Raw genomic sequence first — 23,234 nt, forward strand, 5'->3', positions numbered from 1 at the left:
ATGCGTATTTTTGCGTTGATTGATAGTGGGATTAGAGTTAACTCCTAAAGTTAATCAGCGACCGGACGACATCATGGGTGTCGAAACGACATCACTCGCACGGGATAGTTCCAAAAACCTTTAGTGCGACTCACAGCTCACCCCATGCCACGGAAGGGCACGGTTCAGGATCGCCAATCATGTTCAGCAAACTCAGCATCTCGCAAAAGCTGTACCTAAGTTTTGTCGCTATCGTCGTGCTCATCGGCGTGCTGGTGGCAAGTGCGTACAGAGGCTTTGAGCAGGTCGAAGACGCTACCAGCAGTAACGTCCATACCTACCAGGTGCTGAGCGACGCACAGCTGGCTCTGGAGCAACTGATCAATATCGAGACGGGCATGCGAGGCTTTGTCATTGCTTCGAAAGATGCATTTCTTGAGCCGTTGGTCGCGGGTGAGAAGCGTTTTAACGAAGAGCTCGAATCGCTCAAACGCCTGACAGCGGATAATGCCGAGCAACAGCGTCGTCTGACCGCATTGGGGGATACTCAGAAGCGCTGGCTCAATGAAGATATCAATCCGATCATCGCTTTGCGTCGGGATTTGACCGCACGCAATATGCCCGATGACGAGTTGGATGCACGTATTACATCCGGTGCCGACAAGGCCAAGATGGACAGCATGCGTGCGCTGCTGGCCGAAATCAGTGGTACAGAGAATAAGCTGTTGGCGCTGCGGACCCAGAACATGGCGGACGCCAAGCACCTCGCTATCATGATTCTGTTTTGCGGTGGCCTGGCGGCTGCACTGCTCTCTGCCATATTGGCGACGGCGCTGGGGCGCAGCACCACGGCACGCCTGCAAGCCGCTATCGATGCCGCAACGGCCATCGCCAATGGCAAGCTCGATACGGTGATTGACACCAGCAGCCATGATGAACTGCCAAAGGCCTTCGACCGCATGCAGAATCGTCTGCGGGAGATGATTCAACAGATCAGCCGCGCATCCAATCAACTTGCACTCGCCGTGCAGCAGATTTCCGGTGCCTCCGAGCAGCTTTCCGGGGCCATTCAGGAGCAATCCAACTCTGCTTCGATGATGGCAGCGACGATCGAGGAACTGACGGTCAGCATCCACCATGTGTCCGAAAATGCTGACGAAGCCCACCAGATTGCCAGCCGTTCAGGCGAGCAATCCAAGGAAGGGGCTCTGGTTATCGAAAACACCTTGTCCAGCATGAACGGCATTGCCAAGACTGTGCAGCATTCGTCCGCGCAAGTTGCCGACCTGGGGCAGCACTCGGAGCACATTTCGTCGATCATCAGCGTGATTCAAGGCATCGCCGACCAGACCAACCTGTTGGCGCTCAATGCGGCCATTGAAGCGGCACGTGCTGGTGAGCAAGGGCGAGGTTTCGCAGTGGTTGCCGACGAAGTCCGTCTGCTGGCGCAGAACACGGGCAAGTCGACCAAAGAGATCGCCGGCATGATCGAAAAAATCCAGGCGGGTGTACGGGAGACGGTCGAAAGCATGCGCAGTGGCGTCATCGAAGTGAACAGCGGTGTAGAGATGGCCAGCACCGCAGGTAGCGCAATCGTCGAGATCCGCGACAGTTCGAACAAAGTCCTGCAGGTTGTCGATCAGATATCCTTTGCCTTGCGCGAGCAGACAGTCGCCAGTCAGGACGTTGCGCGCAGCGTAGAACGGTCCGCGCAAATGGCGGAGCAGAACAATATGTCGGTGCAGGAGTTGCTCAAGACCAGTGGCGGTTTGAACGCCTTGGCCAGCAGTCTGCAACTGGAAGTCAGCAAGTTTCAGCTTTAAGCATCGAAAGACGGATCGGTAGCAGGACCTGCTGTAACGAAAACGCCCGGCATCAGGCAATAGGCTGATGTCGGGCGTTTTGCTGTCTGCGCTGTTAGGGTTCAGTCCTACCCAAGCGTGCGCAATGTTCTGGCCGCCGGCATGAGGCTGGAATCTGTGCGCTATTCAACGCGGGTTACACGATGTCAGACGGTTATTCGGACGTTGCCGAAGCTAATCATGAAGCGCCAGAAGGCCATTATCATGGCTACTGCTTCTATCACGGGCAGGATGTCGAGCGTGTGGTTGAAGGTGGCGAGTTGATGATTGCCTTCGGCGCACTCGACGATGATCCCGCGCAGAGCGTCGGTGTTGGTCAGACCGTGTGCGAGGCGTTGAGGGCTGCCGGTTTTCAGGTGACCTGGAATGAAACGGATGAACAGCGCATCGAGATTCATGCAATGAAGTGGCAGCGCAGGCAGGAGCAGGACTGACGCCTTCCTGCTTCAGCGCTGCGCCAGAATACTCCCCAGCAGCCCGGGAAACCGGCTCTCCAGCACCTGAGTCCTCAGAGAGTTCATGTGTGTGGTGCCGATGTTCCGGGTGTGTACAAGCCCTGCGTCGCGCAACACGCGGAAGTGATGGGACATGCTGGACTTCGGGCGCCCGCCGTCCAGCTCCCCGCAGGTGGCCTCGGCCACGTCTGCCAGGCAACGCACAATGCCCATGCGCACGGGGTCACTCAAGGCGTACAACACGCGTTCAAGGGTCAGGTCTTCAGGTTCGGGGTGTAGGAAGGTTCGCATGGGGGCATGATATCAAGGCTTCCGTTCATTGCCATAGTTCGATTACCATCGAACAAGTAAAATCCAAAGTCATCTGGCCCACGGGAGCTTTCCAATGTCTGCATTGTTCGAACCCTTCAAACTGAAAGACGTCACGCTGCGCAACCGAATCGCCATTCCGCCGATGTGCCAATACTCGGCAATCGACGGGGTCGTCAATGACTGGCACCACGTCCACCTTGCCAGCATGGCGCGTGGTGGTGCGGGTTTGCTGGTGGTTGAAGCCACCGCCGTTGCACCGGAAGGGCGGATCACCCCTGGTTGCACCGGTATCTGGAACGACGAGCAAGCCCAGGCATTTGTGCCGATTGTCAAAGCCATCAAGGACGCAGGTTGCGTGCCGGGTATCCAGATCGCCCACGCGGGCCGTAAGGCCAGCGCCAACCGTCCGTGGGAAGGCGACGATCATATTGTCGCCTCCGATTCGCGTGGCTGGGACACCATCGCCCCCTCTGCGATTGCCTTCGGTGCCAACCTGCCCAAAGTACCGCGTGCGATGACCCTCGAAGACATCGCTCGTGTTCGTCAGAACTTCGTCGATGCTGCCCGTCGCGCCCGTGATGCCGGTTTTGAATGGATCGAACTGCACTTTGCCCACGGCTACCTGGGGCAGAGCTTCTTTTCCGAACATTCCAATCAGCGTACCGATGAATACGGCGGCAGTTTCGACAACCGCAGCCGTTTCTTGCTTGAAACACTGGCTGCGGTGCGTGAAGTCTGGCCGGAAAACCTGCCGCTGACGGCACGTTTCGGGGTGATCGAATACGACGGTCGCGATGAGCAAACACTCACTGAGTCCATCGAGCTGGCCCGTCGTTTCAAGGCCGGTGGGCTTGATCTGTTAAGTGTCAGCGTTGGCTTCAGCACGCCTGATGCCAACATTCCGTGGGGACCCGCGTTCATGGGCCCGATTGCCGAGCGTGTGCGTCGCGAAGCGGCTATTCCCGTGACCAGCGCCTGGGGCTTTGGCGAGCCGAAACTGGCGGAAGACGCAGTTAAATCAGGTCAGCTCGATCTGGTCTCGATAGGTCGCGCGCACCTGGCTGATCCGCATTGGGCTTATTTCGCTGCGAAAGAGCTGGGCGTCGAGAAGTCTGCCTGGACCTTGCCTGCGCCTTACGCTCACTGGCTTGAGCGTTATCGCTGATCGCCAGTTGAAAAAGGGGCGGCTCCTTTCGGAGTCTGCCCCTTTGATTCAGCCGCAGGTTTACACGTAACCGCTTACTTGCGCTGCCCGCTTGGCGCAAGACCTCTTGGCTGCACGCCCAAACCACAGCCCACCTCCCGCTTTAAATCCTGATAGCCCGGAAAACGGCACTCGTTCGCCACGCGTTTACAGGTCGAACCCGTGAAGCGGTTTTACGGGGCAGGGGATGCCCGTTTCGCCTCGTCGACAGGCGCCATATCCGGGGCTGATGCAGCAACCAACGTCACCGGCATTGATCTGGCGCAATGCGAACGCCTTCTCGCTGTTTCAAGGTGACGAAATTAATTTATTTATCGGTGATCCGGCCGATATAGACCTACGTATGCAGCGCTCTGCTTGCCCAAGCGTTCTGGAACAGGAGCCTCATGGACCCGCGTCTCGCTGGACTTTCGTTTTTGCTCACGCTGGGGTGGACCGGTGCCGTGTTTCTCGTCATCTGGTTTTTCTCCTGAATCAAGGAGTGTTTTCAGTGTGGGCGTTAGGTATTTGAGGTGCGTTTCCAACCGGTGATCTGACGGATCAACGGTTGCGTATTGAGTGATAGCCAAGTAGTGGCTCTGGAGATAGCCTGACTCAGGCTGTTCTGAACAGATCGCCTGCCCGCTGAGCAGTTTCGGCGTGTGGACCTGTTCTCGGTTCTGTAGTGGCCGGAGCTATGGAGGGCATTGAAAAAGACGATTACCCGGCCTGTTTGCAAGGCACCACAGTCCACGCATACCCATGCGCAGGGCCGGCAACGACCGGTGTTTCACCCCCAAGAACTCCATAGATATTCACCCGCAGAGTATTTTCACATGTCGACCTTAATAGAAAGCATCCCCAAGGACAGGGCCGGATTGCAACTGGACCTTCACTCGTTGATGAAAGCCATCGACAGGTCGCAGGCGATGATCGAGTTCGATCTTGACGGTAATATTCTGCGGGCCAATAGTAATTTTCTGGAGTGCGTGGGCTATCGACTGGAAGAAGTCGAGGGGCGTCACCATCGCATGTTCTGTACACCCGAGTATGCGTCCAGCGTCGAGTATTCGACGTTCTGGGAAAAACTCGGCAAAGGTGCCTTCGACGAAGGGCAGTACAAGCGTCTGGGCAAGAACGGTCGCGAGATCTGGTTGCAGGCAACCTACAATCCGATTTTCGACGAGCAGGGCAACCCGTTCAAAGTCGTGAAGTTCGCCACTGACGTCACACAGCAACGCAAGACCAACGCCGAGTACGAGGGCAAGGTCGCTGCGATTGATCGTTCGCAGGGCATCATCGAGTTCGACCTGAACGGCCGGGTGCTGAATGCCAACGAAAACTTTCTCAAAGTGCTGGGTTATCGTCTCGATGAAATACAGGGCCAGCACCACCGTATGTTCTGCGACGACGAGTACCTGAACAGTCCTGCCTATCGCGCGTTCTGGGCCAAGCTGGAGCGTGGCGAATATGACTCCGGCGAATACAAGCGCGTTGGCAAGAACGGCCGCGAGCTGTGGATCAGTGCCACGTACAACCCGATATTCGATCCGGACGGCCGTCCTTACAAAGTGGTGAAGTTCGCCAACGATGTCACCGAGAGTCGTGCCCGTCAGGCCGAGCAAGCTGGCAAGGTCACCGCCATCGAGCGTTCTCAGGCGGTGATCGAGTTCGACCTGACCGGCAAAGTGCTGCATGCCAACCGTAACTTCCTGTCGGTGTTCGGCTACGAGCTGGACGAAGTCGTCGGTGAACACCACCGCATGTTCTGTTCCGAAGAATTCGTCAGCAGCCTGCATTACCGGGAGCTTTGGGAAAAACTTGGCCGTGGCGAGTACGACGCCAACGAGTACAAGCGTAAGCGTAAGGACGGCAAGGAAATCTGGATTCAGGCGACCTACAACCCGATCTTCGATGCTCAGGGCAAACCCTACAAGATCGTCAAGTTCGCCCTGGACGTGACCGAGGCCAAGGAAACCAGCGTCGAGGACCAGGGCAAGGTCAACGCCATCGACCGCGCCCAGGCCGTCATCGAATTCGACATGGCCGGAAACATTCTTGCGGCCAACGCCAACTTTCTCAAAGCGCTGGGTTATGGCCTGCAGGAAATCAAGGGCCAGCACCACCGGATATTCTGTGAAGAAGAGTATGTGCGCGGGACTGCTTATCGTGAGTTCTGGCACGGGTTGGGGCAGGGCGAGTTCTACTCGGGGCGCTTCATGCGTGTCAGTAAATATGGGCAGAAAATCTGGATTCAGGCGACGTACAGCCCGATTTTCGACCACGATGGCCTGCCATTCAAGGTCGTCAAATTTGCCACCGATATTACCTGTCAGGTCGAGATGGAGCAGGCGATTGAAGCCAAGACCCGTGCGATGGGCGAGTCGGTAAAAGCATTGATGAGTGCCATTTCCTATGTGGCACAGAGCACCGACACGGCCACCGAACTGGCCAGGCTGACGCGCGAGCAGGCCAGCAGCGGCTCGCAGACACTGGTCAAGGCGTCTGATGCAATGGGCATGATTGCCAAGTCGGCTGAGGGTATTCAGGACATCATCCAGGTGATCAGCGAGATCGCCAGCCAGACCAACATGCTGGCGTTCAACGCTGCCATTGAAGCGGCCAGAGCCGGTGAGCATGGTCTGGGCTTCTCGGTCGTTGCCGATGAAGTGCGCAAGCTTGCCGAGAAGTCCTCGCGGGCCACCAAGGAAATCAACAAGCTGATTCTTGAAACGGTGAGCCGGATCGAGTCAGGCAACGAGATCTCCCGTAGCGCCGGTGAGGCGTTTGAGCACATTGTGGAAGGCGTGATGCAGACCACTCAGGCCATCGACGGGATCAACACCGCGACCGAGAAACAGCGCCTGTCAGCGCAGGAAGTTGAAGCGTTGATCACTGAGCTGCACAAAGCCAACCTCACCGGCTACACCGAAACACTGGACAAGGTGTCCGTCGGACAACCTGCATGAGCGATCTGAATGCCTACGGTGTCGTGCAGATCAACGGCGTTTACCTGGCGGTGGTCGCCGATGCCCTGATGGAGGCGGTGCATTGGCCTGCGGATCTGCAACCTCATCCGCTGACTCGCGGTGCATTGCGCGGGATCTTCACCTTGCGCGGCAAGCCGGTGCCGTTGGTGGACCTGCGCGGTCAATTGGCAGAGGGCGGCGACGTTTCGTCACCCACGCCACTGGTTGCGATCCTGAAATACGGCGGCGGTTACCTTGGTCTGGCGATTGATGCGGTCTGTGACATTCTCAAGGCTCGCGACTCGCAGTTCAGCCCGCTGGGGCCTGGCGGCACCAGTGTCGGCTTGTTGCCATCGCTGCTGCTGAGCGCAGACGCGTCGCGGATGGTCTACAAGCTGGACCTGGGCTTTCTGAGCAGCTTACCGGGCGTGCTGTTTGCGGCCGACCCAAGCGCGCAGATTCTCAAGGATGAGGCGCTGGCAGCCAAGAATCGCCTGCTTCATTACCTGGTGTTCGAGTGTGACGGTCGCAACTTCTGCATCGACGCCAGCGTCGTGACCGAACTGGTGGACGGCCCCGAAATCGCGGCGTCTGATTTCGCCAGTGACTGTTGCTTTGGCGTCACTTCAGTACGTGGCACCAAGGTGCCTGCGCTCAACCTTTCCGAAGTGCTGGGCCTGGACCACACGCGTCACGCGTCCAAGCCGCAATTGCTGCTGTTGACGGCGCCAGATGGCCGAGTGTGCGGTTTCGGTTACGACCGCATGGTCGCCATTCAGCGTCAGGACCCTGACAGCCTGTTGGCTGCCCCGGCTTATGGCTTACCGCACCCGGAGTTGCTGGCCGGGGTGATGAACCTTGAGGAAGGCCAGCAGGCGTTATTGCTTGACCACCCGATGTTGTTGCAGCGGCCGGAAGTCAAAAGCTACACCCAGGTTTACCAGCATGACGTCAAACCGGCGCAGGCCTCGCACGACGTGACCAAAGCCATGTTGCGCCATGCCTGCCTGCTGTTCGACGCGCCGACCCGCTTTGTTGCGCCGCTGAGCCAGATCGTGGAAATCATGAGTGTGCCGCAGCAACTGATCGGGTTGCAGCAGCCTGAAACGCACTTGTTGGGCCAGTTCAATCTGCGCGGCGAGCAGGTGCCGCTGATTTGCCTGAGCAGTTTGCTGGGTGAAGGTGCGCCGTCTCAGGACGAAGCGTCCCGGGTGTTGATCGTGCGCGGCGAGCGTTCATGCTTCGGCTTTGCGGTGAGCAGGGTTGATGCGATCGACGCGTTCAATCAGTTCGATCCGGCCATGCTGGACCAAGGCTGGCAAGCCAATACCGGCAAGGGTATCTCGGTCAATGACCGGGTGCGGTCGCTGGTCAGTGTCGGCAGTCAGGAGCGCAGCTGGCGCGCCACCCTGCTTGATCTGCAAGGGCTGGCCAGGCAACTGGAGTGCAGCGTCGATCAGCGCAGGCCTGCCGCGCAATCAGTCTGAACCGAATGCCTCGCAGGTGGCCTTAATGAAATATACACCTGCGCAGGATTCGACCATGACCGAAAAGAATGATGAGAAACAACCAGAGCCGGCGAGCGATGTACCGGCGCACTCGACGCCGGAAGAAAAGGAGCGCCTGAAGGATTTCAACAAGGATGGCATTCCGCCAGGCACCTGCTGATTGCGCGTGACTGAAAGCGCCCGGTCTTGTCAGGCCGGGCGTTTTTTTTTGCGGGATGTATCAATCAATCATCTGCGTTGGCGAACGCGTGTGAACCATTGCCTTCTAGTCGGTCGACAGTTACGCGTCGCGCAGCAAGTCGTTGGCGTTGAGCAATTGATAGGCGATCTGTGGGCGCGCTTCCAAGGCACGGCGAATCGCTGCCGGGATCGATTGACGGGTCTTGCGGCACAAACCGGCTTTTTCCTGAACCACGATGCTGATGCCGCGCATGGTGCGTACTTCATTGAAGCCCGGTGCGACGTCGACACGCACGCCCAACTGTTCGAATATCTTGCGCTGCATGTGCTCAAGGTCTTCCAGGCTGTCGATCCGTTGCAAACGCTCGATCAGGCTTTTTTCAGCGTCGCGGGTCAGCAGCAAAACCCGTAAATCGGCATCTTCTGCGTCCAGCCGTTCGCGCTTGCAGTCGCAAGCGCCGGGCGGGCAGGGGTTACGGACATGCAGAGGCGCGTTCATGGACGCAGCATAACGACGGATAGGGCCTTGTGACCATACCCGCTTGCGTCATATCAGTTCGGCCACTTCATTTCACCCTTGATCACTTTTGCGCTCAGTTCCAGCGAACTCGGCTCCGCCAGTTGAGGCCAGGCTTTCTGCATGGCGTCTATCAGGCCTTTTGAGTCCTGGGTTTTGGCGGCGTACGCCTCAAAGGACTTCAGGTAATCCGCGGTAAACGTGACGGCTTGGGTGCCCGCAGGAACCGGCCCGAGGTAATGCCCCGGAATCACGGTGGCCGGTTTCAGTGCTTCGATGCTCTTGAGTGTCGCGAGCCAGTCCTGACGGGATTTCTGGCTTTGAGTGTCGGCGACCCAGACGTGAATCCCGCTGGACACCACAACACCGCCGACAACGGCCTTGAGTGACGGAATCCAGACGAAGCTGCGCTCGGGGGCCGGCCCGTTCAGGCCTTTGATTTGCAGTGGCTGACCTTCAAGCGTCAGGTGATCGCCTTCAAGCACTTGCGGCAAAACGAGCCGGGCTGGCGCATTGTCCTTGAGGATCGGGCTCCAGTACGCCAGCTTGCCCTGCATCGACGCTTTGATCGCTTTGACGGTGGGTGCGCTGGCAACGATCTTCGCATCGGGAAACGCCGCCTGGATGACGTCCAGACCGAAGTAGTAATCCGGATCGCTGTGGCTGATGTAGACCGTGGTGAGTTTCTTGCCACTGGCCTTGATCTTTTCGACCAGCGCCTGCGCATCGTTGCGCTGGAACTGGGCGTCGATCAGCACCGCTTCATGCTTGCCAGTGATCAGTTCGGACGATACCGGGAAAATGGCTTTATCGGCAGGGTTATAGACGTCGATTGCCAGTGGATCAGCGGCCTGTGCTGCCAGCGGAAGCAGCGCAGTGAGGGATAGGGCAAGCAGGGAACTGCGGAGCATGAGTCACGACCTTTTCAGTGGGCATAAACAGGAGTCGCTATCTTAGGTTGCTTTAAATGAAACAAAAGCCTCAGTATCGGCAATTATTGGTTGCGTAAATCGGATGAGTCATGGATCGCATCACAGCGGCGCGGGTGTTCGTCGCGATCAACGAGAGAGGTAGTCTGATTGCCGCCGCCGAGACGCTGGAGATGTCCCGGGCGATGGTCACTCGCTACCTGGCGCAAATGGAAAGCTGGGCGGGGGCACGATTGCTGCACCGCACCACGCGCAAGCTGGGGCTGACGGCATCCGGACAAGTGACGTTACTGCGTTGCCGGCAGCTTCTCGAGCTGGCCGACGCAGTGTCACTGGCTGCCGACACTCAGGTCGACGAACCGCGCGGCATGTTGCGCATTGCCTGTTCCCAGTCACTTGCGCAGGCAGTACTGGCGCCTGCGGTCACGGCCTATCTGCAGCGTTATGCCGGTACGTCGGTGGACTTGCAGATCGGTAACCAGGCGGTCGACCTTGTCAGTGAACGAATTGATCTGGCGATCCGCATCACCAATCAACTGGACCCCAACCTTATCGCGCGTCCGTTGGGGCACTGTGATTCGCTGGTCTGTGCTTCCCCGGCGTACCTCGCCGCGAGCGGCACGCCGTCCAGACCGCAGGATTTGAACGGGCATAACTGCCTGACCTATTCCTACTTCGGCAAAAGCCTCTGGGAGTTTAGCCATCAAGAAACGCCACTCAGTGTGCCCGTGGGTGGCAACCTCAGCGCCAACGACTCCGTGGTATTGCTGGAGGCCGCAGTGGCGGGGGCGGGCATCACCTTGCAGCCGGTCCACTCGGCCGCGCCGTTGATTGCCAACGGCCAACTGGTCGAATTGCTGCCGGACTACCCGGCAAAAGCAATGGGCATATACGCGATCTACACTTCACGGCATCACCAGTCGGCGACCTTGCGCACGATGCTGGATTTTCTGGCCGAATGGTTTGCGAGAACGTGACGCCACGCTTGCTTGAGACTGGACACAGAGCGTCCGGAACGGCATGCCCACGCAGAGCATGGGCATGAGAGGTGTGCGGATCAGGTCTTGAACTTGCGGACCAGTCCGTCGAGTTCGCTGGACAGCATTTCCAGGCTTCGGGAGTCGGCGCGGGCCGCATCCGAGAGGTCGGCGATCAGCTGTGCATCACCGTGAATCTGGCTGATGTGCCGATTGATGTCCTCGGCCACCTGATGCTGCTCTTCAGCCGCAGTCGCAATCTGGGTGTTCATGTCGCGGATCACATCCACCGACTCACGAATCTGCCCGAAGCTGCTGCGAGCCTGCCCGATCTTGGTGACCGACTGCTGAGATACGTCGAGACTGGCGTGCATCTGTTGAGCGACCGAGGCGGTGCCTTTGGCCAGATTGCCCAGCAGGCTGTCGATCTCGGCGGTCGAGTCGGCGGTGCGTTTGGCCAGTGCGCGAACCTCGTCGGCGACCACGGCAAAACCGCGGCCCTGTTCGCCTGCACGGGCCGCTTCGATGGCCGCGTTCAAGGCCAGCAGGTTGGTCTGTTCCGCAATCGAGCGAATCGTGTTCAGGATCGACTGGATGCCGGTGCTGTCCTTTTCCAGCTGTGTCATCTCTCTGGCTGAGCGGGCCAGTTCCTCGCTCAACTGATCGACACTGCGCACGGCATCATCGATCTGCCGCTGACCATCACGGGCCTGCTGCTGACCGCTGTCAGCAGAGTCGGCCGCCTGGCTGCAGGAGCGCGCGACCTCGTTGGACGTGGCCACCATTTCATGGAACGCGGTCGACACCATGTCCACGGCTTCGCGTTGACGCCCGGCGGCTTCGGCCATGTCATTGGAGACACGGGTGGAGCTGTGCGAAGCCTCGAGAATCTTCCCGGCGGCCTGACCGATGTGCTGAATCAGGCTGCGAATCGCGGTCAGAAACTTGTTGAACCAGCCTGCCAGTTGCGCGGTTTCATCATTGCCGCGCACGGCGAGGTTCTGGGTCAGGTCGCCTTCGCCGCCGGCGATGCCTTCCAGACCGCTGGAAACGCTGTGGATCGGACGCACGATAACGCGAGCAAAACTGGCGCCGACGATGGCGAACACCAGTGCCAGCACCGCAGCGATAATACCGATCAGCCAGGTCAGCCGTGTGGCCGAGGCCATGACTTCGTCCTGCCTGATCAAACCGATGAAGTTCCAGCCCAATTGCTCGGACGGGTACACGTTGGCCATGTAACGCTCGCCATTGAGTGTCACTTCCACCAGGCCGCGGTCGGTTTTGGCCAGCTCGGCGAAGCCGTCACCCAACTCGTTCAGTTTCTTGAAATTGTGTTCTGGCTGTTTGGGATCGACCAGCACCGTGCCGTTCTTTTCCATCAGCATCAGGTAACCGCTTTCGCCCAGTTTGATCTGTTTGACGATGTTGGTCAGCTGCTTGAGCGATACGTCAATGTTGACCACGCCACCGGGGTTGCCCAGTTTGTTGGGGATCGCCTTGATGGTGCTGACCAGCACCGCATCGTCGTTGGCCCAATAGTAGGCATCGCTGCGCACGGTTTTGCCGGCGCTGGCCATCGCGGTCTTGTACCACGGCCGCACCCGCGGGTCGTAGTTACTCATTTTCGGGTCTTCCGGCGTCATGACGTAGCTGCCATTGATCAGACCGTAAGACACATAGGAGTAAGCCGGATGAGCCTTGGCAATGCTCGCAAACAGCTCGGTTGCCTGCTTGTCGTTGTCCGACTGAGGGGTTGCGGTTGCCCCCATATAGCTACGAAAATCATCGCCTGCCCCTGCGATCAGCGGGTGCGATGCGATGTAATTGACGTTCTGCGTGATACCGTCGAAAAACAACTGCATCGCGTTGTCGACCTGACGAATCTCCCTTCCACTGCTGTCCACAAAGTCATTGGTCGCCTTATCGCGCAGGTTCACGATCACGATGGCGGCCACGACTAATATGGGCAAGCACGCAATCACTGCGAAAGCCCCTGTCAATTTCTGCTTGATGTTCATTTGAGCTCCGGAGTGTCCATTACTACCGTAAGTGTTGGTCGCTGCATGGGTGCAGTCTTTTGCCACAGGCCATGACCTGGAGCGTCGTCTCATGGTCTACCAAAGAGCGCAACGGCTTGTCGGTGCCATTCTTTAGCCCTCATGGCGGTAACAGACACGTATTGTCGCTCATGGGTAAGGGGGATGGGCGTCAGTTCTCAAGGGCGCGCCCACCAAATTCGGTCATGGCGTCCAGCATTGCACTCTTGAAGTACGCCAGTGAGGCGCGATCAAAGAGGATCTGAACGCATGGCGCTGCCTCGACGCCGAGATTGATCACAATCACGTTGATCCGCGCGGCCGAGGTCTGCGCCACCGAGCCGGGACCGAACGCCTGCGGGCGCAGGTCTACGCCACATAACTTGGCCATCACTTGTGCGATGCAGGATCCGCTCAGTTGCAGCCAGGCATGGCTGTCTTCCCGGGGCAGCAGATAATTCGCGCTGTGGTCCTGTTCCCAGCGGGCTTCTTCATCGGCGATGCGCTGTCCTTGGTCGAGCCGACTGCCCAGCAACAGGTATTCGGTTTGCGACAGGCGTGCGACGTGGCTGCCATCGGGCTGGGTGACTGCCCGGTTCGGTGCGTCGGGCAGGCTGAAACCGCGTGAGGTCAGGTATTCAGCCGTTTGCGTACCGCGAAAGCCTGCGCGTGCCAGGTCGGTCAGGTCCTCCAGGGTGCAGAGGCTGACTGAGGGGGGCGTATCAAAGCGGATCATGGGTCAAAGCTCCTGGCGCTGGTTTTCAGGATCGAAGAAGGGCAATTTCACGACGGTCGCCTGAACGACAACGCCGCCCTCGACGCGAATCGGGATCTGCTGGCCGGGCGTGCTCTGATCGAACGCTGCGTAGGCCATGCCGATGATCATGCCGAGGGTCGACGAGTATTCGCAGGAGGTCACGTTGCCGCTGATGTCCGGGCCTTTGAGCACCAGGTGGCCTTCGAGCGGCAGCGGGCTGACCTTGGGCAGCGTGAAGCCCACCAGTTTGCGCGTTTGCGGCAGGGCTTCGAGGATGTCCACCGAGCGACGGCCGACAAAGAACGGCTTGCTACGGCTGACCGCCCAGCCCATGTCGATCTCCGCTGGATGGGTCATCCCGTCGGTGTCCTGACTGATGATCACGTGGCCTTTCTCCAGGCGTAACAGGCGCTGGGTCTCGACCCCGAACGGGCGCATGTCGAACGGTTTGCCCGCGTCGGTCAGCGCATCCCACAGCTTGAGGGCATGACGCGCGGCCACGTGAATTTCATAGCCCAGCTCGCCCACGAAACCGACCCGCAGCAGCCGCGCCTTGATCCCCGCGACGGTGCCTTGGCGGACACCCAGATAGGGAAAACCGTCGGCAGACAGGTCAAGATCGGTACACGCGCGCTCAAGCACCTTGCGTGAATCCGGGCCTGCCACGTTGACTGCTGCAATCGCTGCCGTGACGTTGGTGATGTCTACGTTCAGACGCCACTGAGCATTCCACTTGAGCATCTGCTGGTAGAGACGGTCCACGCCGCTGGTGGTAGCGGTCACGTAGAAATGCTGTTCGGCAAAACGCGCACAGACGCCATCGTCGATCACCACGCCTTGTTCGTTGGTCATCAAGGCATAGCGCGAGCGCCCGACCGGCTGCTTGAGGAACGCGAAGGTGTACAGGCGATTGAGCAATTCGGCGGCGTCCGGGCCGCGCACGTCCAGGCCGCCGAGGGTCGAGACGTCGATGATGCCAACCTTGTTGCGCACATGCAGTGCCTCCTGCTGCATGCAGGCATCCCGTTGCGATGGCTTGCCGTAGAAAGCCGGACGCTGCCAGATCCCGGCCGGCATCATTTTTGCCCCTGCCTGCACATGACGTTGGTGCATGGGCGTCTGCCGGTACGGGTCGAACGCGCGGCCTGCCACATGCGCCAGTTTCTCGGCCTCGAAGGGCGGACGCGCGGTGGTCACGCCGGTCTCGCTGATGCTGCGCCGGGTCGACGCCGCGACCAGCCGTGCGGTCGGCAGCGCTGAGTGGCGACCTTGCGAAGGCCCCATGCCGACCGTGGAGTAGCGTTTGACCAGTTGAATGTCCCGGTAGCCGATGCGCGTGGCGTTGACGATGTCGCGCACCTGCAGGTCTTCATCGAAATCGACAAAGTCCTTGCCCTTGGGGTGCGGGAAGATCGGCCAGGCGAAATTGACCGTTGCTTCACTGCGCAGCGTCGCGGGGCTTCCTTCTGATTCCAGGCCCAACGCCGACGCCATTCCGGCAGCGGCATTGGCCGCATCGGCCAGCACGTTATCCAGCGCGTGATAGCCATTCACCGAGCCTGCAATGCCGAGGTTCTGCGGCAGACCACTGAGGGCGAATTCAGCCTGTTGGTCGTCGTAGGCCAGCTTGCCGCCCGCCTGGCAGAGCAGTTGATAAGCCGGCATGTAACCGCCGGACATGCACAGCAGGTCGCACTCGACACTCAAACCGTGGTTGGCCACCTGGCCTTGACCGGTGATCTTGCGCAGCTCGGCCCCGCTTACGTGACGCATGCCTTTCTCGTGCAGTGCTTCATACACGGTCGTGCTCATGTGGCAGACGATGCCGCGTTGCTCCAGCGCAACCTGCAACTCCCGATTCGACGGATTAGCGCGCATATCGACAACCGCGACCACTTCGACTCCCTGATCGTGCAAGTCCAGTGCTGCGAGGTAGCCGTCATCGTTGCCCGTCAGCACCACGGCGCGTTTGCCGGGCTTGACCGCGTACAGTTTCATCAGGCGCTGCACGGCGCTGGTCAGCATGACGCCGGGCAAATCGTTGTTACGAAAAATCACCGGCTGATCGAACGAACCGCTGCACACCAGGCATTGCGTAGCGCGCACTTTGTACAGGCGCTTGCCCTGAATCACCGGCAGGTAGTTGTCGGTGAACCAGGCGTTGCAGGTGGCCTGTTTGAGCACTTGAATATGGGCGTGGGCTTCGACCGCAGCGACCAGTTCGCGCCGCAGTTGCTCGGCGTGCAGGCCGTCGATGTCGAAGCGCGCGTAGGTCAGCGAACCACCGAGAATGGGCTGCAGCTCGATCAGCAACACCTTGGCCCCGGCGTTGGCAGCTGTCAGCGCCGCCTGTAAACCGGCAGGCCCCGCGCCGATGATTGCCAGGTCGGTAAACAGATAGGCCTTGTCGTAATACTCCGGCTGGAAACTCAGGTCCAGCACGCCGAGGCCCGCCTTTTTGCGGATGATCGGTTCCCAGACTTTCCACATGCCTTTGGGCTTATAGAACGCGCGGTAATAAAAGCCCACCGGCATGAACTTCGAAAACTTGCCCAGATACGCGTCCTTGTCGTTATCCAGCGAGCCGTTGAAGTTCTGCCCGGTGGCCTGCAAACCTTCCCGCAGGGCGAAGGTGTCGGCCAGCACGTTGGGCTCTTGAGGCAACTGGACCAAACTGTTGGCGTCCTGCCCGGCCATGGTCAGCGGGCCGCGCGGGCGGTGGTATTTGAACGAACGCGAAAGCAGAAAGCGGCCATTGGCCAACAGCGCGCTGGCAATGCTGTCGCCTTGCAGGCCCTGATAGGTGCGGCCATCGAAACTGAACGTGAGCGGCTGATTACGATCGATCAACAGCCCCATGGGCGCGGGCAGACGGGCGAGGGGGGTCATCCTGCGATCTCCTTGGAGGGGGCCGGTGTGAAGTCGATACGGGTGGTGAACAGTTCTCGCGGGTCGAAGGTGCGAATGATCTCGTCGCTGCCGGTGTGGCGTTCGGCCAAAAACCAGTAGCTGGACGGGGTGTGCATCCACCACTCGCGGACCACGCCCAGCGTGTCTTCACTGTTGAACACGTAGTCGGCCCATTCGGCGTCGCTGCAGGCCTGCGGATCGGGCATCGGTTTGAATTCGCCGCCGTAGGTGAACTCGCTGATGTTGCGCGGCCCGTTGAGCGGGCAGGTCATGATTTTCATCTGTCGCTCTCCGTCAGTGGCTGGCCGCTGTCGCGCCCATTTCGTTGACTTGCTGGAAGGTCGAGAAGCGTTCCAGACCGAACGGCCTGATCAGTTCCGGCACTTTGCCGCCGCTGGCCACCAGCTCGGCCATGGTCTTGCCGCAGATCGGCGTGGCCTTGAAGCCCCATGTGCCCCAGCCGGCGTCCAGGTAGTAATTCTTGACCGGCGACAGGCCCATGATCGGGCTGTAATCCGGGGTCATGTCGGTGATCCCGGCCCACTGACGCATCAGCTTGGCGTTGGCCAGAAACGGAAACATTTCGATGGCGTGGGCCAGCAGGCTTTCCTTGAGGTCCAGCGTCGAGCGGGTGTTGAACAGCGGGTATGGGTCGGAACCGCCACCGAAAACCACTTCGCCACGGCTGGTCTGTTGCACGTAGCAGTGCAGGGCGGACGAACTCACCAGCGGGTCGAGGAACGGCTTGAACGGTTGGGTGACCATCGCCTGCAGCGGGAAGGTCTGAATCGGTGAGCGGATCCCTGCCTTTTTCATCATCTGCGAACTCATGCCCGCGACCGCCTGCACGGCGCAGCCGCACCGGACAGTGCCGCGATTGGTTTTCACCGCCGTGATGCTGCCGTTTTCGATCACCAGCTCCTGCACTTCAGTCAGTTGATGGATTTCAACACCACGTTTGGCCGCTTGCCTGGCGTAGCCCCAGGCGACCGCGTCGTGCCGTGCGGTGGCGCCGTCGATGTGCCACAGGCCTGCAAGCACGGGCAGATGGCCGGGGTCCAGGTTGAGGCTCGGCACCAGTTCGTGGATCTGCTGACGGTCGATCATCTCGGTGCGGCCGCCGAAATGCTTGTTGACCTCGGCGCGCTGGCGGAACGAGCGGACGGTGGCGTCGGTGTGCGCCAGGGTCAACTGTCCGCGTTCGGAATACATGATGTTGAAGTCGAATTCGTTGGACAGGCCCTGAAACATCTTCACCGACTCGGCATAGAACTTCACGCCCTCGCTGGTCAGGTAGTTGGAACGGATGACGGCCGTGTTGCGCGCTGTGTTGCCGCCGCCCAGATAGCCTTTTTCCAGCACGGCGATATGGGTGATACCGTGATACTTCGACAGGTAGTACGCGGTGGCCAGACCATGACCACCGCCGCCGATGATCACCACGTCATAGGACGGTTTGAGTTCTTTGGGCGCAGGCAGATCCACCTCGACCGGGTACTCCGGGCTGAGCCCGTATTTCAGTAGATTGAAAGGCATACGGCCTCCGATGGGCTGCGTTGTGCGTGGGCTTGCTGTCTGGCAGCGGTCACGGTGTTTTTCATCAGAAAGGCAATGGTCATCGGACCGACGCCACCGGGCACCGGCGTGATGGCTGAAGCCACGCTTAGGGCACCGTCGAAATCGACATCGCCCACAAGGCGGCTGCGGCCTTGATCTTCGATGCGGTTGATGCCGACATCGATCACCACTGCGCCGGGCTTGAGCCAACTGGCGTCGATCATGCGCGGGCGACCGACCGCTGCGACGACGATGTCTGCCAACTGGCACAAAGCCTTGGCATCGGTGCTGCGCGAATGCACCACTGTCACCGAGCAATGCGCTTGCAGCAGCAGGGCGGCCATCGGTTTGCCGACGATATTCGAACGACCGATCACCACGGCATGCTTGCCGCTCAGGTCGCCGCAGGTTTCTTTGAGCAGGTGCATGCAGCCGCTGGGCGTGCAGGGCGTCAGCACGTTGCGTCCCTGGCTGAGGCCGCCGACGTTTTCACTGTGAAAACCATCCACATCCTTGCCTGGCGCAATGGCCTGTAATGCCTTGGCTTCGTCCATATGGGCCGGCAGCGGCAGTTGCAGCAGAATGCCGTTCACGGTGTGATCCATGTTGAGTTCGGCGATGAGCGTCAGCACCTGCGCTTCAGTGCTGTCGGCGGGCACGCGATGCTCGAGTGAGTGAATGCCTGCGTCCTCGGCGCGCATTACCTTGTTGCGCACATACACCTCGCTGGCGGGATCGTCGCCCACCAGAATGACCGCCAGCGCCGGCTCAATGCCGTCATTTTTGAGGACCAGCACGTCAACCCTGACCTGTTCCAGAACGCGAGCGGCGGCGGCCTTGCCGTCGATGATTCGAGCGCTCATCGAAAGATCACCGTTCTGTCTGTGTTCAGAAACACTCGGTGTTCAAGGTGGTATTTGACAGCCCTTGATAGCGCGATGGTTTCGTTGTTACGGCCTGCGGCGACCAGATCATCGGGCAGAAAAACGTGATCGACACGCTGTACTTCCTGCTCGATGATCGGACCTTCGTCCAGGTCGCTGGTGACGTAATGCGCGGTGGCTCCGATCAGCTTCACGCCGCGTTCATAAGCCTGGTGATACGGTTTTGCGCCCTTGAAACCGGGCAAAAACGAGTGATGAATATTGATCGCCCGGCCTGCCAGCCGCTTGCACAGGTCATCGGAGAGAATCTGCATGTAACGCGCCAGCACCACCAGCTCGGTGCCGGTTTCGTCGACCACCTTCATCAGCGCCGCTTCCTGTGCAGCCTTGGTGTCCTTGGTGACGGGCAGGTAAATAAACCGGATGCCTTCACGCTCGGCCATCGGGCGCAGGTCCAGATGGTTGGAAACAATCGCGGTGATCGTCATGTCCATCTCACCCTTGTGATGACGGTAAAGCAGGTCAGTCAGGCAATGATCGAACTTGCTGACCATCAGCAGCACACGCATTGGCCGACGCGTGTCGTGCAATTCCCACTGCATGGCAAAATCTTTGGCGACCGCGTCGAACCCTGCTTTCAACTGCTGGATATCGCCGTCGTGCCCATGGTTGAAGCGAAACACTGCGCGCATGAAGAAGGTGCCGCTGAACTCGTCGTCGAACTGGGCCATTTCACCGATGTAGCAGCTGTTGCCAGCCAGGTAGGAAGTCACTGCCGCGACAATGCCGGAGGTCGCCGGGCAGCTGATCTTCAGGATGAAATGGTTCTTTTCGTGTTGCATGGCGTGTCCTCTGGAGGGTGGCGGCAGCTCGGCACAGGGGCGCATAAAGTCAGATACAGAGGGCTATCGGTGTTGAATAAAATTCTCTACAGGAATTTAATATTCTTGAAGGCTGATTTATAGGCGAAAGAAAATGCAGCGTCCAGAGGTTTCTGGAAACTTTATTTATCTCGGGGAATATTGGGGCGGGCAGGTGATCAGAACGCTCGCCAGACGACCATTGCAGTCGGTTCGAGCGGATTCACAAGAAACGCCCGAATCAGACGCCTCTTGTGAATCGTGATGTGTCAGTCGTGGTGCGCTTCACCCACAAACGTTAGCGACGTAAACAGGCCGCGCTCGGCAATGTCGGCGTTGTCCTTCACCGGTTGGGTGACCTCAGCCGCGATGATGTTCAGCCCCTCGTTGCGCACGATCACGCTGGCCAGGCCTTGGGCGTCCGTTTCAGCACTGACCACGTCTGGCGCACTGCGGTAATCGCCGATCAGCTTGATGCCGGCGGCGGGTTTGCCGTCGATCAGTACGCGTACCGGTAGCGGTTTGCCGACACCGACTTTCAAAGGATCAGCCTGGGGCACGATGACGAAGTTCAGCTTCTCGAACGAGGGCAGACGCGCGCCTTCTTCGTAGATCGCCACGCTGTATTTGAACGTGTGAATGGAGTCGGTGCCGTTGGGCACTTTGCTGCGGCCTTCATTGATCCATTTCTTCTCGGCATTGCGCGTCCACATGCCGTTGTCCAGCGCAACGGACATCACGGCAGGGGGCTTGAGCGGCACTAGCCGTGCGTGGTCTTCAAGGCGTTGCACGGTCACCGGGATCATCTTGCCCTGACGGTCATAAGCCCAGGCGCCACTGACTTTCTGCGCCTTGAACGCGTTGTCTTCAGCACCGTGGCCATAGATCACTTCGATGTTGCCACGTCGTTGTTCGGTCCACAGCCCGTGGGCGCTGACGTGAGTGGCGAATAATACGCCGAGCAGACTCAGGGCCAGAAAGGGTTTTGCTGACAGCATGGTGCATCCTTATTGTTGTGAATCGTTCGTGGTCGGCGTCAGAGGCTGAGGGTCAGGCTGACCGTAAAGTTGCGCGGTTCGCCGGGTGCGACCCAGTAATTACTGTAAGAACGCTCGTAGTATTTTTCATCGAAAATATTGTTCAGGTTCAGGCCCACGGTGACGTTCTCGCTGGCCTTGTAATGTGCCAGCAAGTCCACGGTTTGGTAAGCGGGCAGCTCGAAATCGGTGCCGGATTGTCCGGAACGGTCGCCGACGTAGGTGTACGCAGCGCCCACGTCCGAGCCGCGCAAGGCGCCTTCCTGAAACTCATAGACACTCAGCAGGCTGCCGCTGTGTTTGGCAACGCCAAGAATGCGGCTGCCAGAGGGAAGGGTGCGGTCGCCCTTGGTCACTTCGGCATCGATGTAGGCGAATGCCCCGATGATCCGCACGGCCTCGGTCACCTGTCCGGTGAATTGCAGGTCGAAACCCTGGCTGCGGGCCTTGCCCACGGCGCGGTTGGTGTCGGTGCCGGGGTCCAGCGCCAGAACGTTTTCCTTTTCGATATGGAACGCGGCGAGGGTGGTGCTCAGGCGATCATCGAACAGCTCGCTCTTTATACCCGCTTCATAGCCAACGCCTTCTTCCGGGTCGAAGGTCTTGCCGGCTGCGTCCAGGCCGTTGTTGGGTTTGAACGAAGTGGACGCGTTAGCGAACAGACCCACCTGCGGAGTAAGCTGGTAAAGCAGCCCGGCGCGCTGGGTGAATGCATCGTGACGCTGGCCGGAGGTGGCGTTGGTGGTGAAGTCGTCGACCTGTTGATCGAAGTGCTCGATGCGCGCGCCGATCATGCCGCGCAGTTTGTCGGTAAAGACAATCTGGTCCTGCAGGTTCAACGCTCGGCTTTCGATGTGCTCATAGAAGTCGGTTCCCGAGCGCGCCCCGTTGGGCTTTGGCTGGCCGTACACCGGGTCATAGATGTCGATGGCATAAGGGCTACCGGCGATGGTCGTGACTCGCTCGTTCTTGCGGTAGTTCTCGTATTCGGTACCGATCAGCACCTCATGCTCGACCCCCAGCCCATCGAAACGGCCTCGCAGTTCAAGTTGAGTAATGCTGTCATGCCAGTTGTTGTCGCGTTCGCGATAACGACGATTGACGGTGTGCCCATCGGCATTGAGGGGCCGCGCTTCACTGGCAAAACCCGACATCTCGCCTTGCTTGTAATGGCTGGCCAGACGCAAAGACCACACATCGTTGAGTTGGTGGTCCAGGGCGAACTGGACCATGTTGTTGTCGTTATCGATGTCGTCGTCCGGCTCGCCGAGGAAGGTCGAACGGGACACGCCGCTCCATTTATTGTTGGGCGCAACCACGCCCCGGTCGAACGTCGAGGTATGCCGGACGAACTCGGTTTCCACCAGCAGACTGGTATCGGGGTTGAGCTGCCAACTGAACGACGGCGCGACGAAAACCCGCTTGCTCTCGACGTGGTCGCGAAAGCTATTGTTGTCCTCGACGGCCAGATTGACGCGCGAGAGCAGGTTGCCCTGTTCATCCAGCGGCGTGTTGACGTCCAGTGCCGTGCGATAGCGATCCCAGCTACCCGCGCTGGTCTGCAGGGTGGTGAAGGCTTCGCGCTGGGGCTTCTTGGTGACGATATTGACCGTACCGCCCGGATCGCCACGGCCGTACAGGCTGGCGGCCGGGCCTTTCAGCACTTCGATACGTTCGATGTTCGCGGCGTCGGGCGTGGTCGGGTAGCCGCGGTTGGCACTGAAACCGTCCTTGTAGAATTCGGAAGTGGTGAAGCCGCGAATGCTGTACTCGTAAAGCGTCAGGCCGCCGAAATTATTCTGCTTCGACACGCCACCGGCAAACTCCAGCGCACGCTCGACGCTGTTGCTGCCCAGGTCCTTGAGAACTGAAGCCGGCACCACGCTGATCGACTGCGGAATATCCTGGATCGCTGTATCGGTTTTGGTCGCCGTGGCCGAACGGGTGGCGCGATAGCCCTTTACCGGGCTGGTGGCGCTTTCATATTGATAATCAGAGGTGACGTTGACGCTTTCCAGCTCGATGGTCTGTGGCTGTTCCTCCGCAAAGCCGTTGCTGCCCAACACCCCGATGGCCAAGCCAGCCAGAGACGCAATTCTACGAGACGACATGTGAGACTTCCTGATGGTTATAGATACAATATAACATCTCCGTTGAGAATTGTTTGTGTTTGTGAGGGCGTGTTGAGTCGCGCTTTTACGTGCTGACCTTTGTCGCCATTTGCGGCGTACTGCCGGACGGTAAGCACGCGGAGCATTATCAATCGCACGCCAGCGTGAACGTTGGCATGAGAGACAATTTGTCAAGACAAAGGCCTGA

At 59.2% G+C, this 23,234-nt stretch carries 19 protein-coding genes and 1 pseudogene; 7 read left to right on the plus strand and 13 right to left on the minus strand.

Annotation, left to right across the window (positions count from 1 at the left end; genetic code table 11):
* The first annotated feature begins 179 nt into the window (after nt 1-179).
* Both BW686_RS12505 and BW686_RS12510 read left to right on the plus strand, forming a co-directional pair.
* A complete protein-coding gene (locus BW686_RS12505) occupies nt 180-1,802 on the plus strand; it encodes a methyl-accepting chemotaxis protein (RefSeq protein ID WP_084917084.1) in 1,623 nt (540 codons plus the stop codon).
* A gap of 152 nt (nt 1,803-1,954) precedes the next feature.
* The gene (locus tag BW686_RS12510; RefSeq protein WP_373271016.1) at nt 1,955-2,275 is read left to right on the plus strand and encodes a DUF6891 domain-containing protein; all 321 of its coding nucleotides are present in this window, start codon (nt 1,955-1,957) and stop codon (nt 2,273-2,275) included.
* Between the two features lie 12 nt (nt 2,276-2,287).
* On the opposite strand, the gene BW686_RS12515 is transcribed toward BW686_RS12510, so the two are convergent.
* Nucleotides 2,288-2,587, minus strand: a complete 300-nt coding sequence (locus tag BW686_RS12515) for an ArsR/SmtB family transcription factor (protein WP_084917085.1) — start codon at nt 2,585-2,587, stop codon at nt 2,288-2,290.
* A 94-nt stretch (nt 2,588-2,681) separates the two neighbouring features.
* Between BW686_RS12515 and BW686_RS12520 the strand changes: the two genes are divergently transcribed.
* From BW686_RS12520 to BW686_RS12535, 4 genes are all read left to right on the plus strand, one after another.
* Nucleotides 2,682-3,773, plus strand: a complete 1,092-nt coding sequence (locus BW686_RS12520; protein ID WP_084917086.1) for an NADH:flavin oxidoreductase/NADH oxidase — start codon at nt 2,682-2,684, stop codon at nt 3,771-3,773.
* A gap of 854 nt (nt 3,774-4,627) precedes the next feature.
* Complete coding sequence (locus BW686_RS12525; RefSeq protein WP_084917087.1) at nt 4,628-6,760, plus strand: methyl-accepting chemotaxis protein; 2,133 nt, start codon at nt 4,628-4,630, stop codon at nt 6,758-6,760.
* The gene (locus BW686_RS12530; protein ID WP_084917088.1) at nt 6,757-8,247 is read left to right on the plus strand and encodes a chemotaxis protein CheW; all 1,491 of its coding nucleotides are present in this window, start codon (nt 6,757-6,759) and stop codon (nt 8,245-8,247) included. The genes BW686_RS12525 and BW686_RS12530 overlap by 4 nt, the downstream gene beginning before the upstream one ends.
* Nucleotides 8,248-8,272: 25 nt before the next feature.
* Complete coding sequence (locus tag BW686_RS12535) at nt 8,273-8,428, plus strand: hypothetical protein (protein ID WP_179149248.1); 156 nt, start codon at nt 8,273-8,275, stop codon at nt 8,426-8,428.
* Between the two features lie 120 nt (nt 8,429-8,548).
* Here BW686_RS12535 and BW686_RS12540 read toward each other — a convergent pair whose 3' ends face one another.
* Both BW686_RS12540 and BW686_RS12545 read right to left on the minus strand, forming a co-directional pair.
* The gene (locus BW686_RS12540; protein ID WP_084917089.1) at nt 8,549-8,947 is read right to left on the minus strand and encodes a hypothetical protein; all 399 of its coding nucleotides are present in this window, start codon (nt 8,945-8,947) and stop codon (nt 8,549-8,551) included.
* 53 nt (nt 8,948-9,000) lie between these two features.
* Nucleotides 9,001-9,876 (minus strand): MBL fold metallo-hydrolase, encoded by an 876-nt coding sequence (locus tag BW686_RS12545; RefSeq protein WP_084917090.1) that lies wholly within the window; start codon nt 9,874-9,876, stop codon nt 9,001-9,003.
* 110 nt (nt 9,877-9,986) lie between these two features.
* Here BW686_RS12545 and BW686_RS12550 point away from each other — a divergent pair, with 110 nt between their 5' ends.
* Nucleotides 9,987-10,871 (plus strand): LysR family transcriptional regulator, encoded by an 885-nt coding sequence (locus BW686_RS12550; RefSeq protein ID WP_084917091.1) that lies wholly within the window; start codon nt 9,987-9,989, stop codon nt 10,869-10,871.
* Between the two features lie 80 nt (nt 10,872-10,951).
* On the opposite strand, the gene BW686_RS27510 is transcribed toward BW686_RS12550, so the two are convergent.
* The 10 genes and pseudogenes from BW686_RS27510 to BW686_RS12595 form a co-directional block, all read right to left on the minus strand.
* Nucleotides 10,952-11,719: a methyl-accepting chemotaxis protein gene (locus BW686_RS27510; protein ID WP_373271017.1), complete on the minus strand. Its 768-nt coding sequence runs from the start codon at nt 11,717-11,719 to the stop codon at nt 10,952-10,954.
* A 90-nt stretch (nt 11,720-11,809) separates the two neighbouring features.
* Nucleotides 11,810-12,985: pseudogene (locus tag BW686_RS27515) on the minus strand (HAMP domain-containing protein); the annotation flags it as partial.
* 97 nt (nt 12,986-13,082) lie between these two features.
* Nucleotides 13,083-13,646 carry a sarcosine oxidase subunit gamma gene (locus BW686_RS12560; protein WP_084917093.1) on the minus strand — a complete coding sequence of 188 codons (564 nt, stop codon included), beginning with the start codon at nt 13,644-13,646 and terminating at the stop codon, nt 13,083-13,085.
* 3 nt (nt 13,647-13,649) lie between these two features.
* Nucleotides 13,650-16,556 carry a 2Fe-2S iron-sulfur cluster-binding protein gene (locus tag BW686_RS12565; protein ID WP_084917094.1) on the minus strand — a complete coding sequence of 969 codons (2,907 nt, stop codon included), beginning with the start codon at nt 16,554-16,556 and terminating at the stop codon, nt 13,650-13,652.
* Complete coding sequence (locus BW686_RS12570) at nt 16,553-16,858, minus strand: sarcosine oxidase subunit delta (RefSeq protein WP_084917095.1); 306 nt, start codon at nt 16,856-16,858, stop codon at nt 16,553-16,555. The genes BW686_RS12565 and BW686_RS12570 overlap by 4 nt, the downstream gene beginning before the upstream one ends.
* Nucleotides 16,859-16,871: 13 nt before the next feature.
* Nucleotides 16,872-18,113: an FAD-dependent oxidoreductase gene (locus BW686_RS12575; RefSeq protein WP_084917096.1), complete on the minus strand. Its 1,242-nt coding sequence runs from the start codon at nt 18,111-18,113 to the stop codon at nt 16,872-16,874.
* Entirely contained in the window at nt 18,095-18,997 is a 903-nt protein-coding gene (folD, locus tag BW686_RS12580) for a bifunctional methylenetetrahydrofolate dehydrogenase/methenyltetrahydrofolate cyclohydrolase FolD (RefSeq protein WP_084917097.1), read from the minus strand. Before folD ends, BW686_RS12575 begins: the two co-directional genes overlap by 19 nt.
* Nucleotides 18,994-19,860, minus strand: a complete 867-nt coding sequence (gene purU, locus BW686_RS12585) for a formyltetrahydrofolate deformylase (RefSeq protein WP_084917098.1) — start codon at nt 19,858-19,860, stop codon at nt 18,994-18,996. The genes folD and purU overlap by 4 nt, the downstream gene beginning before the upstream one ends.
* A gap of 287 nt (nt 19,861-20,147) precedes the next feature.
* A complete protein-coding gene (locus BW686_RS12590; protein WP_084917099.1) occupies nt 20,148-20,876 on the minus strand; it encodes a DUF4198 domain-containing protein in 729 nt (242 codons plus the stop codon).
* Between the two features lie 38 nt (nt 20,877-20,914).
* A complete protein-coding gene (locus tag BW686_RS12595) occupies nt 20,915-23,026 on the minus strand; it encodes a TonB-dependent siderophore receptor (protein ID WP_084917100.1) in 2,112 nt (703 codons plus the stop codon).
* Between the last annotated feature and the right edge of the window lie 208 nt (nt 23,027-23,234).

This window comes from Pseudomonas syringae (genome assembly GCF_002157375.1).
GTDB lineage: Bacteria > Pseudomonadota > Gammaproteobacteria > Pseudomonadales > Pseudomonadaceae > Aquipseudomonas > Aquipseudomonas syringae_T.